This window comes from Methanohalophilus sp. DAL1, from assembly GCF_001683555.1.
Classification (GTDB): Archaea; Halobacteriota; Methanosarcinia; order Methanosarcinales; family Methanosarcinaceae; genus Methanohalophilus; species Methanohalophilus euhalobius.
Genome location: NZ_MAFX01000005.1, coordinates 33,173 through 48,835, shown reverse-complemented (window position 1 = coordinate 48,835; position 15,663 = coordinate 33,173). Strand labels below are relative to the sequence as shown.

The 15,663-nt window shown below is 46.3% G+C and carries 13 protein-coding genes, 2 tRNA genes and 3 rRNA genes; 8 read left to right on the top strand and 10 right to left on the bottom strand.

The genetic code is table 11. The annotated features are described in order from the left end of the window. A partial coding sequence (locus A9957_RS01550; protein WP_292342947.1) for a 3-hydroxyacyl-CoA dehydrogenase NAD-binding domain-containing protein occupies positions 1-355 on the bottom strand: 355 nt, incomplete at its 3' end. 116 nt (positions 356-471) lie between these two features. Then, positions 472-711, bottom strand: coding sequence for an MTH865 family protein (locus tag A9957_RS01545; RefSeq protein WP_096712133.1), 240 nt, complete (start codon positions 709-711; stop codon positions 472-474). 113 nt (positions 712-824) lie between these two features. Between A9957_RS01545 and A9957_RS01540 the strand changes: the two genes are divergently transcribed. After that, positions 825-1,589, top strand: a complete 765-nt coding sequence (locus A9957_RS01540; protein ID WP_096712134.1) for a winged helix-turn-helix domain-containing protein — start codon at positions 825-827, stop codon at positions 1,587-1,589. Between the two features lie 2 nt (positions 1,590-1,591). On the opposite strand, the gene A9957_RS01535 is transcribed toward A9957_RS01540, so the two are convergent. Then, a complete protein-coding gene (locus A9957_RS01535; RefSeq protein WP_292342945.1) occupies positions 1,592-3,418 on the bottom strand; it encodes a PINc/VapC family ATPase in 1,827 nt (608 codons plus the stop codon). Between the two features lie 52 nt (positions 3,419-3,470). Beyond that, positions 3,471-3,833 carry a phosphoribosyl-AMP cyclohydrolase gene (hisI, locus tag A9957_RS01530; protein ID WP_105460224.1) on the bottom strand — a complete coding sequence of 121 codons (363 nt, stop codon included), beginning with the start codon at positions 3,831-3,833 and terminating at the stop codon, positions 3,471-3,473. A 98-nt stretch (positions 3,834-3,931) separates the two neighbouring features. Between hisI and A9957_RS01525 the strand changes: the two genes are divergently transcribed. The 4 genes from A9957_RS01525 to A9957_RS01510 all read left to right on the top strand — a co-directional run bounded on the left by A9957_RS01525 (position 3,932) and on the right by A9957_RS01510 (position 6,608). After that, positions 3,932-4,702 (top strand): RAD55 family ATPase, encoded by a 771-nt coding sequence (locus A9957_RS01525; RefSeq protein WP_292342943.1) that lies wholly within the window; start codon positions 3,932-3,934, stop codon positions 4,700-4,702. Positions 4,703-4,722: 20 nt separating this feature from the next. Further along, entirely contained in the window at positions 4,723-5,784 is a 1,062-nt protein-coding gene (locus A9957_RS01520) for a hypothetical protein (RefSeq protein WP_105460222.1), read from the top strand. A 97-nt stretch (positions 5,785-5,881) separates the two neighbouring features. Continuing rightward, complete coding sequence (locus A9957_RS01515; RefSeq protein WP_105460221.1) at positions 5,882-6,205, top strand: iron-sulfur cluster assembly accessory protein; 324 nt, start codon at positions 5,882-5,884, stop codon at positions 6,203-6,205. Between the two features lie 52 nt (positions 6,206-6,257). Further along, the gene (locus tag A9957_RS01510) at positions 6,258-6,608 is read left to right on the top strand and encodes a nascent polypeptide-associated complex protein (RefSeq protein ID WP_105460220.1); all 351 of its coding nucleotides are present in this window, start codon (positions 6,258-6,260) and stop codon (positions 6,606-6,608) included. 23 nt (positions 6,609-6,631) lie between these two features. Here the strand turns inward: A9957_RS01510 and A9957_RS01505 are convergent, their stop codons facing one another. The 6 genes from A9957_RS01505 to A9957_RS01480 form a co-directional block, all read right to left on the bottom strand. Beyond that, entirely contained in the window at positions 6,632-6,880 is a 249-nt protein-coding gene (locus A9957_RS01505) for a hypothetical protein (RefSeq protein WP_241646078.1), read from the bottom strand. Between the two features lie 374 nt (positions 6,881-7,254). After that, positions 7,255-7,376, bottom strand: a 5S ribosomal RNA gene (gene rrf, locus A9957_RS01500). 24 nt (positions 7,377-7,400) lie between these two features. Next, a tRNA-Cys gene (locus tag A9957_RS01495) sits at positions 7,401-7,472 on the bottom strand. A 109-nt stretch (positions 7,473-7,581) separates the two neighbouring features. Further along, positions 7,582-10,502, bottom strand: a 23S ribosomal RNA gene (locus tag A9957_RS01490). A gap of 121 nt (positions 10,503-10,623) precedes the next feature. Next, positions 10,624-10,696 (bottom strand) — tRNA-Ala (locus A9957_RS01485). A 75-nt stretch (positions 10,697-10,771) separates the two neighbouring features. Continuing rightward, positions 10,772-12,248 (bottom strand): 16S ribosomal RNA (locus A9957_RS01480). Together the 16S, 23S and 5S rRNA genes with 2 tRNA genes alongside form the textbook arrangement of a ribosomal RNA operon. Before the next feature lie 504 nt (positions 12,249-12,752). Between A9957_RS01480 and A9957_RS01475 the strand changes: the two genes are divergently transcribed. Genes A9957_RS01475 through A9957_RS01465 form a run of 3 tightly spaced genes read left to right on the top strand, consistent with a single transcriptional unit; the run spans position 12,753 to position 15,656 of the window. Continuing rightward, a complete protein-coding gene (locus tag A9957_RS01475; RefSeq protein ID WP_292342949.1) occupies positions 12,753-14,246 on the top strand; it encodes a 2-isopropylmalate synthase in 1,494 nt (497 codons plus the stop codon). Positions 14,247-14,251: 5 nt separating this feature from the next. Then, the gene (locus A9957_RS01470) at positions 14,252-15,010 is read left to right on the top strand and encodes a TatD family hydrolase (protein ID WP_292342941.1); all 759 of its coding nucleotides are present in this window, start codon (positions 14,252-14,254) and stop codon (positions 15,008-15,010) included. 10 nt (positions 15,011-15,020) lie between these two features. Continuing rightward, positions 15,021-15,656 (top strand): MBL fold metallo-hydrolase, encoded by a 636-nt coding sequence (locus A9957_RS01465; protein WP_105460924.1) that lies wholly within the window; start codon positions 15,021-15,023, stop codon positions 15,654-15,656. The last annotated feature ends 7 nt before the right edge of the window (positions 15,657-15,663 follow it).

Sequence of the window (15,663 nt, the reverse complement as noted above, 5' to 3'; positions counted from 1 at the left end):
CTACGGTATGATAAGCATTTTTGGACCCAATTGATTCCCCAAGACTCTTACTTGCAGCGGCGACTATCGAAAGGTCAATCTCACCGTTATCTGAGGAAGGGGTGCCCACACAAATAAAAGATATATCCGAGTTCTGTACAGCATAATCATAATCAGAAGTGGCGATCAGGCGTTTGCCCACATGTTTGTTCATAAGGTCTTCCAACCCCTCTTCCCAGACAGGGGGATAACCATCATTGAGTTGCCTTACCCTTTCTTCATCAATGTCTATACATATCACTTCATGACCAAGTTCAGCAAAACAGGCTGCTGTAACCGAACCCACATAACCTGAACCTACAATAGAGACTCTCATAACTATAACTCCTGGCTGTGTAAATTGTTGGCAATTCTATATTAGGATGATGGTTTGCCGGGTAAAAAAGACACGAAGATGAATCAAAAAAGAGGGGATTGATATGATCCCCTGATTTACAGGCCTGCCCTGTCAACAAGTAAATCAGCTACCTGTTGGGCACTGGTAAACGGGAAATCGCTTTCCTTGAGCAAGCCGCCTGCTTCGCCGGCGGTAATCTCTACATCCCCGGATTTGCAGGTTGTGTCCGCCCCTGCAGGAAAAGCTGCCAGGAGGGCTTCAGGAGTTTTTATCGGAAACGGTGCATTCTCAAGGGCGCCTTTAATCTGAGCGCGTATATCTTCTTTTACAGACATTGTATATCACCAATTATCAAAAGGGAGTATATTAATATATACTTGATCGTCAGTAAAATGTATTAAAAGCATATTTGTACATAAAAATAACCTTACATAGGAATGTAAATAACATGCATGACAGGAAAAAACAAAGCAACCACCCTCCAGACCATCAGGAACTTGACGAAATTAGACAGGAAATCACTTCCATGAGGAAGGAATTCAACCGTTTCCTCGAAAATTCCAACCGCAATATTGTAGAACAACTTGCATCTGATATTAAAAAGAATTTTTCCAGAGTTTTGATTGAATATATCAACAAGGATATCGAATCGTGCCTGAGGGAAAAGATGATCAAGGATTGTAAGATGCGGGACTTCTGTGAACAAAAATTCAATGAACTGCTAGGAGAAACCTCCTACCTCATAAGCAAGGATGATGTGAAGAAGGAAACTATTGAAAAATACTGGAAAGAGATAGAAAACCTACGTAAAATGACCGGTATGCCAATGTGCGACCAGTGTTTCTCACATGTAAATAACCTCTACCGGAAGCAGGTAGATGTAATGCAATCCCTGCAGATATATGATCGCCAGAACAGGGAGCAAAAGGCAGATGAATTGCCTGTCGAAGTAGTATCTGCCATCTGCGAACCTGTGGCAAACAAACAACGATTATCCATACTAAAAGCTCTTGCAGCAACCCCCAGAGGATTCTCAGAACTGTCCAAAATTACCAACCTGAGAGGAGGAAATCTCCTGTTCCACCTGCAAAAACTCCTGGATACACAGATGATAGTCCAGCAGGGAGAAAGAGGTGATTACTACATATCAAAAAAAGGATATGCAACCCTTGAAGGGCTACATGCCATATATTCAAAAATTGATAACAATTGAACTTACAATATTTTAATTAATACCGGATAACCCTCACCGATGCCATCAACAATCTCATCAGCAATCGGAGAACCTTTACGTACCTTGATATCCCCGTGCCTGCTCACGGTTGCAGTGAAAAGGTATTGCTCACCGACAAAAACCTCCACATCGGTCTTAGCCAGTTCCGGAGCTGAAAGTACAACATGTTTCTTCGTATGCTCGACTACCGGCCTGACTTCCATAGGAACTTGCCTTTTGGATTGGCCATCAAACTGGCGTACATCGATATGTACTCCCAGCATTTTTTCAATGCGGTCAATCACAGAGCCCCCTTTTCCTATTACTTTTGGGACATCATGTTCAAAAACCCGCACAACAGCCTTACTATCATTTATCATTTCCACTTCTACCGGACCACTGGCATAATTTTCCACAACCTCACGTATTTCACCTTCGGCCAGGTTCCAGGCAGGTTTCTTGAATTCCAGGGCAACAGGCATCACAACTACCTGCTCACCATAGGTGTAAATCTCATATTCGACTTTGCCTGTTTCAAAATCCGACACTGTGATTACCGGTCTTGCAAGATCAGCTTCGGTCATACCAGAAGGAACCTTTACAGTGAAATCCAGTATCTGGACCTTTGCAACTTCTCCTTTTTCAATAAATACAACTGTATCCACTACCTGCGGAATCACGCCCAGCTCAACCCTTCCTATCAGACGCTGTACGGCATCTACTGCCCTGTTGGCATGTACTACACCGACCATGCCAACCCCAGCAAGCCTCATGTCAGCAAAAATACCGAAATCCCGACTTTTTCTTACCTCATCATAAATCGTATAATCCGGCCTCACAAGCAAGAGGACATCTGCCGTATTGGCCATATCATCGTCCAGCGGAGCATACTGGGTAATCTCACGAGGCACCTGAAGATCCCGGGGGGATTCCATAGTCTTTACAACATAACCACTTTCATGCAAATATATAGCAAGCCCGGCTGCAAAAGTTGATTTTCCCGCACCGGGAGGGCCTGAGATCAGGACGCCTCTCTGCATATCCACACGTTCCTTAAGCTGCTCACTGAGCCTGTATTCATCGAATTTCACAGAAGCTACCGGACGCACAGCGGTAATTTCAATATCATCCGAGAAGGGTGTCTGGGAAATAGCAATCCTCATATTGCGAATCTGCAGAACGGAAGCTCCTCCCGTAGACATTTCAATGAAAGATTCATTGTCAGCCCGGGCCCTCTCCAGAAGTTCTCTGGACATTTGATGCAGTTCACCATAGCTGCAGGGTTCATCACGGATTTTTTCAAATCTCACATCCCCTATACTGCCTCTTTTGGCCATTGGGGATACTTTGTTTTTCAGGTGTAACGACATCGTGTCATCAGTGAAGAAATTCTCTATGTGCAGAGGAATAAACTCAGCCGAAGGTGGATGAATGTACTCCACCTCCAGTCCCCTGGCACGACCAAAGTCCGCCTGGAGTCTGTCCCCCGTGACAAAAAGTGCATCAAAATCCTCTGCAGTTGATCGTATAAGGGCATCTATTTCCCCTCCCTTTGCAAGTTGCACCTGCTCAAGACTGGGGCGCTCGCCCACAAAATCAAGCTCTATAAGACCTTCCTGTTCAAACTGATTAAGCTGGTTAAGTTCTTCCAGCCCCGTTTGCCCAATCTCAAGCCCCCTGTTTGCCTGGGCTTCCAATTCGGCCACTACAGCTTCGGGGATCAGAAGCTTTGCTCCCCTGTACTCTCCCTCCTTCACCTTTTGGGAAATACGACCATCTATAACTACGCTTGTATCGGGTACGATCTTCAGAGCTTTAGGATTATCCATAATTATTGCTATGATACGAAGATATTTAATTTAATTGCATCATGAGTACGGATCAGTAGACATCGTCGGGATCAAAGACCTTTTTACCCACTATATCTCCAGTAATATTCCTGTAAAAGCATGACCTGTAACCCACATGACATGCACCCCCATCCTGCCTTACTTTCAAAAGCAGGGTGTCCATATCACAATCCACAAGAATGTCCTTTACATGTTGAATGTTCCCGGAACTCTCCCCCTTTTTCCACAACTTCCCACGACTGCGGCTCCAGTAGTGTGCAATACCGCTATCAAGGGTTTTTTTAAGAGATTCACGATTCATGTATGCAAACATCAATACATCCCCGTTCTCATGATCCTGCACAATTGCCGGAATAAGGTTATCTTTGAATTTCAGGTCATCTAAAGTTATCATCGAATCACCGTAAATAAAACTATAACTATAAAAACTAAGAGGAATGAATATATAAAAAGATTGGAGATTTAAATTTATAATTAATATTGGGTGATTACATGGATTACGCTTTTAATGAAAACAGGGCACAAAAATTACGTACAGGAATGCTGGGACTTGATGTGCAACTGGGGGGAGGAGTGCCCGGGGGAAGTACGATTCTTTTACTTGCAGAACCCGGAGCCAGCTCTGAAATATTTGCCCAGCAGTTTGCTTATGGGGGGCTAACTGATGAGGAAAATGTTTATTACCTGACATCAGAACAACCGGTCTCCGAAATAACCTCTGAAATGAAAATTTTTGGATGGAACATAGAAGATTACATTGAAAGCGGAACTATGAATTTCGTAGACACCTACAGCCTTCGCTTTTATAATGTTCTCCCAAAATCATATTCAGAATCCCTTTCTGCGAAAGATTTCATAAAACAAGATACCGATCCTATGAATCTTCTCAAAGCAACTGCTACACAAGAGAGAAAAGAAAAATACAGGGGAATTATAGATTCCATATCTTATTTCCTGCGAGCTTATGAGCTTAATAATGTAGTAGATACAATTGAGATAATATCATCTGTAGGAAAAGCTACAGGTGCCGTCCATCTAATAACAATGACCGCTGGCATGCATGACAATATAGTTGAAAATAATCTGAAAAATGTCTGTGACGGTGTCATTGAATTCAGAATGCGGAAAAGGGGAAGCGAGATAGAAAGATCCATATTGATTCGCAAGATGAGAGGTATGATCCCCTTAAACCGGACGATTCCCTACAATGCAACCGAGAAGGGAATTGAACTTGAAACTACTACCGGGGCACTTAATAATTAATAATATAAATTGGTGGAAATATGAAACAAAACGTTACACAAATATTGAAGGACATTTTCACATCATCTGGATACAGGATAGTGGACTCCAGTATCGCTGACTTAATCGCAGAAAAAGATGAAAAAAAAATGTACATAAAATTCAGCAATCTCCTGAATACATCATATATTGAAGATTTTGCATACAACATCCGCGATGGGGCCGGCCTTATAGTAACACCAGGAAATGCTCCTGAGGAACAAATTGAATATGCAAAGAAAAAGGGGGTTATTGTATGGGACAGGGAAGAACTTGCATACCAGATCGGTAACGCTGTGCTGGCAGACATCGAGGGGGAAAGTATTGAACTGGGAAAACAAAGTGCCCCTGTAGAAAAAGCCACGGAAGAATATATCATCGCTGATGACAAGAAAAAGAAACCAAATGTGTTTACTGGCACCAAGAATGAAGTGGAAAATAGAACAATTGAAAGCAAACCTGAAGTGAAATCTGATGTTGAAACAATACCTTCAGTTGAAAACAAGGTGATCGACCTGCGCAGTGCCCCTGTGAATATTACCGGAGAGCGTGCGATCTCAATTGCAAAACCACATCAAAGAGATGTCACAAATGCGGCACTCAAGTTTGTACCTTTGTGGAAATATACTTATGAGATTCAGGCACAGAGACAATTCAGATCCAAGATAATAGACATAGAAGGCGATGGAGAGGGATACTTTAACTCAATGAATGAAATTTTTGAGGATTTAGAGCTGCCTGAAATAAGTAATCAGACAGAGGTAGAAGTCAACGACTATGAGGTCAAAGCCCCAATTGTTACAAAAGAAGAGGCCACCAAAGCCATCTTTGAAAGAATAATTGATCAGTACACCAGGGATGTCAAATTCGATAACACTATAGGTGAAGCTATAATTTCCGAACACAAACGGATTTCTCCTTCCAAAAAAGAGATTGAGATGAAAATTGAGATGGTGTATTTGCCCGTATGGGAAGCAAAGGGTAAAAGGAATTCGGTGGATATAAACGCTACTAATGGGGAAGTATTGTTGAATCCGGTCGATAATGATGTGGAAATAATGTAAATCGTTCCTATTTGAGCGAACAATATTTATAGGAAAAATTTATATATATAACCCAATGCTAATGGTAACCATAGCGAACCCTTAAAGGAGAAAACACATGATAGAGATAACAGAAAAAGCAGCAACAGAACTTACAACCCTGATGGAATCGGAAGACAAGAAAGACCACGCATTGAGAATTTTTGTCGCAGGGATGGGTTGCAGTGGTGTACAGTACGGTATGGCACTTGACAATGAAACCAAAGAAGATGATGTTACTGTCACCGACAAAGAAATCAAGATCGTGATGGCAAATGACATCAATGAAGAACTTTCCGAAGCCACAGTCGACTTCATAGAAACCCCTCAAGGCAATGGATTTGTCATCGACAATCCCAGTGAAATGAGTGGATGCAGTTCATGCGGCAGTGGCTGCCACTAATTTATATATAACTGCAAGTAATAGACATCATCCTTTAAAGGAGATATGATATATGATTCCAGGAATGGGCGGCAAGGGTATGAACCCAAAAAAGATGAAACAGATGATGAAACAGATGGGAATTAGTGTAGATGAAATTTCCGATGTGGAGCAGGTAATCATCCGTACCCCTGACAAAGATATTGTATTCAATGATGCAAACGTAAGCATAATGAATGCACAGGGAGTCGACACATACCAGATCGTCGGCACTCCTGAGGAAGTAGCAAGGGAAGTTGAAATCCCAGAGGATGATGTCAGACTTGTTACCGAACAAACAGGTGTGTCTGAAGAAAAAGCAAAAGAAACTCTCAAAAATGCCAACGGCGACTTGGCCGAAGCAATTATGCAGCTGTCCTCCTAAAAAAGGAGGGCAGTCTTCCGATTTTAGGATTTTTCAAGCTCTTTTTCCTTAACGATCATATGATACTCCCCTATGGAGTATTGATAATAAAAAGCTCTTTTTACAACTTCACTCAGGGAAGGATGTATATCCATTGAATGTACAAGCGGATGAGTCTGGGGGCCATCCACATACATCAAGGGAATTATCTGATGTATAAGTACGGATACCTGAAGCCCTATAATGTGAATCCCAAGGATTTGTTGAGAATTGTCCTCAATAATTACTTTCACGAAAGTTACACAGTAAAACCTACTGGATAGGCAACAGATCCTACCTACATTACTGCCAGTTCCGTTTATTCATTTCATCAGAAGATATAGAAACTATTTTATGGACATAATCTTTCATCTCATTCAACAGTCCACTATCTGCATTATAAACAAAAATAATTGATGATATTGTCACGAAACTACCCCTAGTTTAAAGATAGTTCTATATCCAATCTATCTAAATCCTCTTCCTCTAATCTTCCCTTCAACATCAGGCTGTAATAAAATTGGAGATTTGGTATTGATTTACCTAGCGAGTTGATAATAGGAGGAAAGATATTGCAGATAGCATAATTAAGAAAAAATATAGAGAATTAGTAAAAGTCAATAAGTTGAGTCAGCAGCGATGCATAGTTCCCAAAGGCTCTCGCACTTTAGTACAGTATACAACGCTGGCAGGCTTATCTTCTGTGTTCGGGATGGGTACAGGAGTTACCCTGCCGCTATGGCCGCTGTCCTCAACTTATATGAGATGGATGAAAGCCAAGGCCCGGATTCGAACCGGGATGGAATCGCTCTGCAGGCGATTGCGTAGCCGCTCCGCCACCTTGGCACATTGGTCATGTGCGAAGCGTATTCATATGACGCAACCGTCATAAACTTTGCGTTTCATCGGACCGTGTATTTATGCATTACATACCTGATTTCGCCTGGAATAAGCAATTGGAAGCGGCACGGATTATTAGTAACCGCGGACTTAACACCTCGTTTCCTTAGTGCTTACATCCCGATCCTATTAAACCGGTCTTTTACCGGCATCCTTACAGTGGTCTCTTTTCAGGTTGGATTTCGAGCTTAGATGCTTTCAGCTCTTATTCTTTGGCGCGTAGCTGCTCGGCACTGCCTTGTCAGACAACCGATCGACCAGAGACGCCGTTGCCCTGTTCCTCTCGTACTAAAAGCAACTTACCTTCAGACCACATACACCTCTAGTAGATAGTAACCGACCTGTCTCACGACGGTCTAAACCCAGCTCACGATCTCCTTTAATAGGCGAACAACCTCACCCTTGGCCGCTGCTGCACGGCCAGGATGGAAAGAACCGACATCGAGGTAGCAAGCTGCCGGGTCGATATGTGCTCTTGCCGGCAACGACACAATTATCCCCGGGGTAACTTTTCTGTCAGCTTTAGCCCGCATCAAGCAGGACATAAAGGTTCGCTAGAACCGACTTTCGTCTCGCGATCCATTGCTATGCTAAATCGCGTCAGGCTGACTTATGCTCTTGCACTCTTCAGCAGGTTTCCGACCCACTTGAGTCAACCATTGCGCGCCCTTGATATCTTTTCAAGGGCGTCCCGCCCCAGGCAAACTGCCCACCTATCGGGGTCCTCCTTGCGGAGTTAGGGTCGCGACTTCAGAAGGGTAGTGTCCCATTGACGGCTCCACCCATGCTGGCGCACGGGCTTCGATGCCTCCTACCTACACTGTACATCCGAAATCACAACCCAACGACAGGCTGCAGTAAAGCTCCACGGGGTCTTCACTTCCCCCTAGAGGTCTCTAGACTTTGCACTAGAATGTAAGCTTCACCGGATTCTGGCTAGGGACAGTAGAGCTCTCATTGATCCATTCATGCGAGTCGCCAATTAAGCGACAAGGTACTACGCTACCTTAAGAGGGTCATAGTTACCCCCGCCGTTTACGGGCCCTTCTTTCCGTTGGACCGAAGTTTCAGGTACCCGCACTGGGCAGGATTCAGAGATCGTACTAGCCCTTTCGGGTTTGCGATCTCCTATGTTGGTATTAGACAGTTAGAGCTCCCTGGTCACTGCGACCTGCCATCTTCATGGCAGGCACTCCTTCTCCCGAAGTTACGGAGCCAATTTGCCGAATTCCCTTAGCCAGATTAATTCCGACACGCCTTAGCCTTTTCAGCTAGGGGCACCAGTGTCAGATCTTGGTACGGTCGTTTAGCTTCCTTTTCACGGGTCCCGGGGTGCAGTTGACTTTCGCAATAACATATTCGCCCGCTTCTCGCCATTACGGCTCTCCACGGGTTTCGATGCTTAGACAGCGCGACAACGCTGCTCAACCTGCCCTGAGACGTCAGTTTAGTGCTAAACGGTACAGGAATATTAACCTGTTTCCCTTTTGGCGTACTCGAATTACGGTACGTCTTAGGACCGACTAACCCTCGGCTGACGATCATTGCCGAGGAAACCTGGCCCCTTCGGCGGTCAGGATTCTCACCTGACTATGCTGCTACTATTACCAGGATTTTCGTTTCCGTACGGTCCACAGGACTTCACAACCCTGCTTCTGCCCGAACGCAACGCCTTCCTACAAGATTACCTTTCGGTACTCCGTGGTATCGGTGGTCGACTTGAGCCCCGTCCATTTTCGGGGCCCCAGACCTCGACTGGTGGGCTGTTACGCACTCTTTAAAGGGTAGCTGCTTCTAAGCTAACCTTCCAGCTGTTTAGGGCCTGGGACACCCTTTATCTTTAACACTTAGTCGACACTTAGGGACCTTAACCACGGGCTGGGTTCTCTCCCTTACGGACTACAAGCTTACCCCAGTAGCCCGGACTCCAACTTTCTCAGACGACGGTGGTTTTGGAGTTTGACAGGGGAGCGAGGGATTTCTCCCCCGGGATCCCCAATCAGTGCTCTACACCACCGACTATCTCCGGTTAGGTCATGCTACGACATGTTTTGGAAGGAACCAGCTGATGCCGGGTTTGATTAGCCTTTCACTCCAAGACGCAGGTCACACGAACGATTTGCAGGTCAGTACCGCTTGCGGTCCTCCACGTAGCTTTCGCCACGCTTCAACCTGCCCACGCCTAGATCACCCGGCTTCGGGTCGTATTCCAATGACTCCACGCACTTGTATACGCCGCATCTTGTCCGAAGACTGCATGCTTGTTGCTTTCGCTTCGGCTCCCCTTTCGGTTAGCCTTCGCCATTGAAATACACTCCCTGGCCCGTTCTTCAAAACGTAAGATATGACATCGGCAACGAAACTCGTACAGCAGCCTCGCGACTGTTTCCTTCATTTCGCAGATCCTTTCATGCCATATCGTTCCATAACCAACAGGTTTCAGGCACTTTGAACCTCCCTTTTTGGGGTACTTTTCAGTTTTCGGTCACCCTACTAGTTCACTATCGGTCTCAAGAGATATTTAGTTTTGGAAGTTGATGCCTCCCGGGTTCCCGCGCGATATCCAACGCACGGTACTCTGGAACAATTCCAGATCCGTTCACATTAACCTACGTGACTATCACACTCTGTGGTTTGACGTTCCAGTCAAATTCGGTCTCTGTGAGAGGGGATCCTTGGAAAAGTCCTTCCACACCACATGTCCCTTCTGTTCCCAGAGGGATTCGGTTTGAACTTTGCCGTGTTCACTCGCCGTTACTAGCGGCATCTCTTCGATTTCTTTTCCGGTTCCTACTAAGATGTTTCAATTCGGAACGTTCCCGATCATTACTGATCGACCATAAGGTCAAGAGGTCTCATTAGGAGATCCCCGGTTCATAGGCTTCATGCGCCTACCCGGGGCATATCGCAGCTTGACACGTCCTTCATCGGTCCTTGAGCCGAGCCATTCACCTGCTGGCATAAATGCCATTATCCGTTTGCTTACTCCAGTAAGCGTCAGGTATGCAACTTATACACGATCTCATCGTGCTCTTCCTGGTCAGAAAGAGCACATCCATCCTTCCCGGGCAAAATTACTTGCCTGGTGCATTAAATATGGACTTGCTGGGATTCGAACCCAGGGCCTCTGCCTTGCAAAGGCAGCGATCTTCCAACTGATCTACAAGCCCTTGGTATCCCAACGATGTTGGATTATATGATTGCAATGGCAGTTTTTCGGTTTCTGATCGAAAGTTTTTTTGCTTAGGAGGTGATCCAGCCGCAGATTCCCCTACGGCTACCTTGTTACGACTTAACCCCCCTTGCGAAATTTAGGTTCGAACGCAGCACTAAAGTCCGCGCCCTCACCCATACCTCACTCGGGTGGTTTGACGGGCGGTGTGTGCAAGGAGCAGGGACGTATTCACCGCGCTATATTGAAACGCGATTACTACGGATTCCAGCTTCATGAGGGCGGGTTTCAGCCCTCAATTCGAACTACGGCTGGGTTTATGAGATTACCGTCACTTTTCAGTGTAGGAGCCCATTGTCCCAACCATTGTAGCCCGCGTGTAGCCCGGGAGATTCGGGGCATACTGACCTACCGTAGCCCGCACCTTCCTCCGATTTAGCATCGGCGGTCCCCACAGAGTACCCATCATCCAAAAAGGATATGCTGGCAACAGTGGGCACGGGTCTCGCTCGTTGCCTGACTTAACAGGATGCTTCACAGTACGAACTGACGACGGCCATGCACCTCCTCTCAGCGATTCAGGTAAAGTCTTTAGCTTGACCTACATATTGCTGTCGCCCCCGGTGAGTTGTCCGGCGTTGAGTCCAATTAAACCGCAGGCTCCACCCGTTGTAGTGCTCCCCCGCCAATTCCTTTAAGTTTCAGCCTTGCGGCCGTACTTCCCAGGTGGCTCGCTTCACGGCTTCCCTGCGGCACCTGAAACGGTCGCACCATTCCAGACACCTAGCGAGCATCGTTTACGGCTGGGACTACCCGGGTATCTAATCCGGTTCGTGCCCCCAGCTTTCGTCCCTCACCGTCGGACCCGTTCTGGTAAGACGCCTTCGCCACTGGTGGTCCCACAGGGATTACAAGATTTCACTCCTACCCCTGTAGTACCTCTTACCTCTCCCGGTCCCAAGTCTAACAGTATCCCCCGGTAGCCTAACAGTTGAGCTGTCAGATTTCCCGGAAGACTGATTAAACCGGCTACGGACCCTTTAGACCCAATAATAGTGATTACCACTCGGGCCGCCGGTGTTACCGCGGCGGCTGGCACCGGTCTTGCCCGGCCCTTGCTATCACATGCTATTTACACATGTGGACAGCCAGCATTGTATGCTGGCACTCGGTGTCCCCTTATCGCGGTTTCCCGCAGTGTAAAGGTTTCGCGCCTGCTGCGCCCCGTAGGGCCTGGATTAATGTCTCAGAATCCATCTCCGGGCTCTTGCTCTCACAACCCGTACCCGTCGTTGGCTAGTAGGTACTCTAGACCCACTACAACCTGATAGGCCGCAGACCCATCCTTGGGCGACGGATCTTTTAATCACAAAGCATTCCAGCATATGTGATCTATTCAGAATTATCCCCAGTTTCCCGGGGTTATGCTGAACCCAAGGGCAGATTGTCCACGTGTTACTGAGCAGTCCGCTATGTTCACGAAGAACATTTAACTAGCATGGCTTAGTCGAACACCGATAGCAGTAACCTCTGGCAGGATCAACCAGAATTATATGATATTTCTAGCACACCTTTTGAAGGTTAAAGGATATTGTTGGCAGGGTACCTGTTAAACAACATGGATGCTGATTAAAGGCCCTGCACAGTGAATTCTTAATACTAACGATCAGAATTCACCGAACTGCCATTGCGTGAGTCAGACAGAATTGTTATCTCCTGTCTCCATGAATATGAAGGTGATTTATTCTCCCACACACGTTCTGTGCGGGAACTCATGAATATTGCTTCTGGTATATAAACCTTATGTTCCGGCCAGACCGGAACATTTCACACGGCAAACCAGGAAGGTTCGCGCATGAAACAGGTCATCGAAAGCAGCCCTAAGATACCATCATAGTATATATAGATTTCGTGGCGGGACATCTCACATAGATTTCCGGAATTAAACCATAAATAACACGCAAATATAAATAGTAGAAAAACAAAGTGGCTTGCAGGAATTATCATGTATGCGAAGAACAAACTGAGGGATCGCTTTTTACAGCGCTGAATCGATTAGAAATAAAGAAATAACCATTTTTGATACTACTCTTCGCGACGGGGAACAGACCCCTAGTGTATCCCTGACCCCAAAACAGAAGCTCAATATTGCAAAGCAGCTTGACAAACTTGGGGTAGATACGATTGAAGCAGGTTTTCCAATTGCATCCGAAGGAGACAAGGATTCGGTTAAATCCATAGCCGATGCAGGTCTAACTTCAGAGGTCTGTGGCCTTGCCAGGGTACTCACAAAAGATATCGACGCCTGTATAGACGCAGGAGTGGACATGGTACACACCTTCGTCTCCACATCGGACATCCAGAGGGAACACACCATACGCAAAAGTCGTGAAGAGGTGCAACAAATGGCCACCCAGGCCGTGGGATACGTAAAAGATCACGGACTGAGATGCATGTTTTCTGCCATGGATGCCACCCGAACCGACCTTAACTACCTGGTAGCAATCTACAGGGCAGCAGAAGAAGCAGGTTGCGACATTATTAACGTGCCAGACACCGTGGGTGTCATGTCCCCGTCGGGCATGTACAACCTGATAAGTGACCTTCGCCAAGAGATCAGTATACCGATAGACACACACTGCCACAACGACTTCGGGCTTGCTGTGGCAAACAGCCTGATGGCAATCGAAGCAGGCGCCAACCAGGCGCAGGTGACGGTAAACGGTCTTGGTGAAAGAGCCGGCAATGCAGACCTGGCGGAAACGGTTATGAGCCTCAAATCCATATACGGTGCCAGTCTGAATATCAATACTGAATATGTGGTTGAAACTGCACGTATGGTCGAGCGCTACACCACGGTTCCAATCACAGCCCATCGACCGGTGGTTGGTGAGAATGCGTTTGCGCATGAATCAGGAATTCATACCCACGGCGTCCTCGAAAATTCTGACACCTTCGAACCGGGCATAATGACTCCGGAGATGGTGGGCCACACGCGCCGTATCGTACTGGGCAAACATGCCGGCAAACATGCAGTACGCAGATCCCTTGAAGCTGCCAACCTTAACCCCAATGATGAACAACTCAATCACATCATTGAAAAGGTAAAAACAATAGCAGACAAGGGCAAACGACTGACAGATGCTGACCTTTACGCGATTGCCTGTGCAGTCATGCACAAACCAATGGGCAAGCCTGCAATCGACCTCAAAGAGCTGTCTGTAATGACGGGTAACGTCACAACACCCACAGCAGTTGTGAAAGCACTGGTTAACGATGAGGAGAGAGTACTCTCCAATATCGGAATCGGGCCGGTCGACGCGGCACTGAAAGCAGTTACAGGAATAATCGGTGAACACGCAAACATCAGTATCCATGACTTCCGTATTGAAGCAATAACCGGAGGATCGGATGCCGTTGCAGAGGTAATAGTCGGCGTACAGGATGAAAACGGACGGATAGTATCCGCACGTTCTGCAAGTGCAGATATTGTATATGCATCCGTTGAAGCACTCGTAACCGCTATTAACATGCTCCTCCAGAAGTGAGGAACATGTCACCTTATTTTATAGATTCACACTGCCATCTTGATTTTTCCAAGTTCAACAAGGATCGTGAAGAAGTCATCCTCCGTGCACAGGAAGCCGGGGCAGGAGAAATGATCAATTCGGGTGTTGACCTGAAAACCAACTTTTCAACCCTTGAACTGGCCAAAACCCATTACTGCATCCACCCAACAATAGGGTTAAGCCCCATGCTTGCCACCAATCCCGATAAAGACAGGGTACCGGAAGTCCTTTCCCAGCTTGATGAGTATGCCCCCCAGGCTATCGGCATTGGAGAAGCAGGGATGGACTATTATCACTGCACCGATGAAACTCTACGTAAAAAACAGAGGGAAGTATTTAAACAGGTCATCACGATTGCAGAGAATCATGCAAAACCCCTGGTTATCCATGGCAGGGATGCCGAAGATGAAGCGCTTGCAATGGCAGGTCATCTCGACACAGTAATCTTCCACTGCTATGGCGGCTCCTTAGAGACAATGAAAAAAATAACTGATGCCGGCCACTACATATCCATACCTACCCTGGTTTGCTTCTCCAGCCATCACAAAGAGATCGCTGCCACCGTACCTGAAGAACTTATGCTGATAGAAACAGACAGCCCTTATCTTTCACCGCGTAAAGGCCGCAATGAACCCAAGTTCCTGGTCGATTCCATAAATACAATCGCAGAAATAAAGGACATGGAACCTGCCGATGTGGCAGAAATCACACGGAAAAATACCTATAACGCATTCAAAATCTAAAGGGATTTACATGAAAGTCATACAATGCAATGCCACTACCAATGATGCAAACTCCTACCTTATAAATGACAGTATCCTCATCGATACCGGCCTGAATGGAGAAAGACTTGCCCGGGAAATTGAAAGTCATATAGACCTCAATAAACTGGAACTGATAATCCTGACCCACTGCCACTATGATCATACAGCAGCTGTACCCCTGCTTGTGGAACTCAGCGGGGCAAAGGTCGGTGTCCACAGGGCAGATGGGGCCATGCTCGCGGATGATATGGGAAGCGTATCAACATTCTTTGGGCAAAAAGCGCCTGCTATTGAGCCGGATATCCTCTATGAAGATGGGGATATGATCAAATTAGACGAAATCGAAGCCCTTCAGATAATCCACACACCCGGCCACACTCCGGGAGGCATATGTCTCTACGAACCTTTTTCCAAAAGCCTGTTCTCGGGAGACACAGTCTTTGCATCCGGCGGATTTGGACGCACGGATTTTGAAGGCGGCTCAGCCAGGCAACTCACCGAATCAATCGAAAAACTGGCAGAAATAGATGTAGAAACCCTCTATCCGGGCCATGGACCGGTGGTAAAAAGAGATGCCAACCGCCAGATCCAGCTTTCAATGCGTGCATCCCGAACCATATGGTGATCCATAA

Coding starts and splice junctions, on each gene's coding strand:
- A9957_RS01515 (WP_105460221.1), top strand. CDS start 5,882: ATGATAGAGATAACAGAAAAAGCAGCAACAGAACTTACAACCCTGATG.
- A9957_RS01465 (WP_105460924.1), top strand. CDS start 15,021: ATGAAAGTCATACAATGCAATGCCACTACCAATGATGCAAACTCCTAC.
- A9957_RS01470 (WP_292342941.1), top strand. CDS start 14,252: ATGTCACCTTATTTTATAGATTCACACTGCCATCTTGATTTTTCCAAG.
- hisI (WP_105460224.1), bottom strand. CDS start 3,833: ATGATAACTTTAGATGACCTGAAATTCAAAGATAACCTTATTCCGGCA.
- A9957_RS01535 (WP_292342945.1), bottom strand. CDS start 3,418: ATGGATAATCCTAAAGCTCTGAAGATCGTACCCGATACAAGCGTAGTT.
- A9957_RS01540 (WP_096712134.1), top strand. CDS start 825: ATGCATGACAGGAAAAAACAAAGCAACCACCCTCCAGACCATCAGGAA.
- A9957_RS01525 (WP_292342943.1), top strand. CDS start 3,932: ATGGATTACGCTTTTAATGAAAACAGGGCACAAAAATTACGTACAGGA.
- A9957_RS01510 (WP_105460220.1), top strand. CDS start 6,258: ATGATTCCAGGAATGGGCGGCAAGGGTATGAACCCAAAAAAGATGAAA.
- A9957_RS01545 (WP_096712133.1), bottom strand. CDS start 711: ATGTCTGTAAAAGAAGATATACGCGCTCAGATTAAAGGCGCCCTTGAG.
- A9957_RS01520 (WP_105460222.1), top strand. CDS start 4,723: ATGAAACAAAACGTTACACAAATATTGAAGGACATTTTCACATCATCT.